Here is a 1,472-nt window from a genome sequence, read left to right as displayed (position 1 = left end):
GCCACCACCTCGCGGGCACGGCGGGCGCGGTGCTGTGCCGGACCCTGTTCGACCGCGGCTGGGTCGAGCGCGGCCGCGACCGGCGGTCCGTGCGCCTCACGGCGTCCGGTCGCAGCGCCCTGCCGGCGCTGGTCGGGGTGGCGCTGCCGGACTGACGGTCGCGGAGACCGACCGGGACGACGTCGACAGAACGAGATCACCGCTCGTGGATCAGCACAGCGCTCGGGGAACAGACCGATGCTCTACCGTGGCCAGGTGAACGCCTCCCGCACCGCCCGCGAGCGGGCCCGCGCCGAGCTCGTCGCCGAGATCACCGCGGCGGCCCGGCGGCAGCTGGCCGAGACCGGCGCGGCCGCGCTGTCCATGCGCGCGGTGTCCCGCGAGATCGGGATGGTGTCCTCGGCGCTGCACCGCTACTTCCCCACCCGCGACGACCTGCTCACCGCCCTGATCGTGCAGAGCTACGACGGGCTCGCCGACGCCCTCGCCGCGGCCGACCCCGGCACCGGCCCGGCGGAGCACTGGCGGGGCATCGCGCAGGCCCTGCGCGGCTGGGCGCTGGCCCATCCGCACGAGTACGCGTTGATCTACGGCTCCCCCGTACCGGGCTACCGTGCGCCGACCGGCACCGTCCCCGTCGCGGCCCGGGTCCTGGAACCGCTCGCCCGCGCGCTCACCGCCGCGCACGCCGCGGGCACGCTCCCCGCGGCTCCCGACCCGGATCCCGCACTCGCCGGCGACGTCGTCCGCATCCGGGCCACGCTGGGTCTCCCGGACCTGCCCGACGGGGCCGTGCTCGCTGCCCTCACCGCCTGGACCGGGCTGTTCGGGCACCTGTCCTTCGAGCTGTTCGGCCAGTTCGAGAACGCAGTCGACGCCCGCGACGCCCTGTTCGCGGGCACCGTCGAACGCCTCGGTCAGGTCGCGGGCCTGATCTGAGGACGGGCCCGGGGCGGTGCCGGGTCGAGCAGCGGGGTCAGCGGCGCAGACGGCCGACGTGCCGGCCGAGACGTGCACCCAGTTCGCGCAGCCCGCCGCCCTGCTCGACCCGGACCACCAGTGCCGTCGCCGCCACCGCCACCAGCAGCGCGACGACCAGGTCGCCGAACGGGCCCACCCCGAGCCGCCCGCTCCCCAGGGCCGCGGCCGCGGTCCCGACCGGCGGCAGCCACGACTGCGTGCCCGTGACCACGAGCACGACCAGCGCACCGATCAGCGCGACACCCTCGTTGCGGACCACCGGCCGGGAGAACACCGAGCCCACCGCGGCGCCGGTGATCCCGCAGGCCAGGTGCGCGAGCAGCCCGTCGAGCAGGCTCCCGGTCGTCGCCGTGCCCCAGGCCGCGACCACGCCCCACACCACGGCGAGCAGCCCGAGCAGCGCCACGCCCGCCGTGGCGGCGATCAGCACGCCGGCCGCGACCGGCCAGGGGCCGCCCGCGGCGGACAGGGTGACGGTGCGGGCGTCGTCG

Annotated in this window: 2 protein-coding genes; one reads left to right on the top strand and one right to left on the bottom strand. The window is 77.0% G+C overall.

From position 1 onward, the window contains the following. Positions 1–255 precede the first annotated feature (255 nt). Positions 256–939: a TetR/AcrR family transcriptional regulator gene (locus GTW08_RS17615; protein ID WP_304580204.1), complete on the top strand. Its 684-nt coding sequence runs from the start codon at positions 256–258 to the stop codon at positions 937–939. 37 nt (positions 940–976) lie between these two features. On the opposite strand, the gene GTW08_RS17610 is transcribed toward GTW08_RS17615, so the two are convergent. Then, positions 977–1,472, bottom strand: a 496-nt coding sequence (locus tag GTW08_RS17610) for a hypothetical protein (protein WP_202417318.1), incomplete at its 5' end; no start/stop codon positions are given.

Source organism: Pseudonocardia sp. SID8383 (assembly GCF_009864975.1).
Taxonomy (GTDB): domain Bacteria; phylum Actinomycetota; class Actinomycetes; order Mycobacteriales; family Pseudonocardiaceae; genus Pseudonocardia; species Pseudonocardia alni.
Note: the sequence above shows the minus strand (reverse complement) of the source record. Positions and strands in the feature narration are given on the sequence as shown.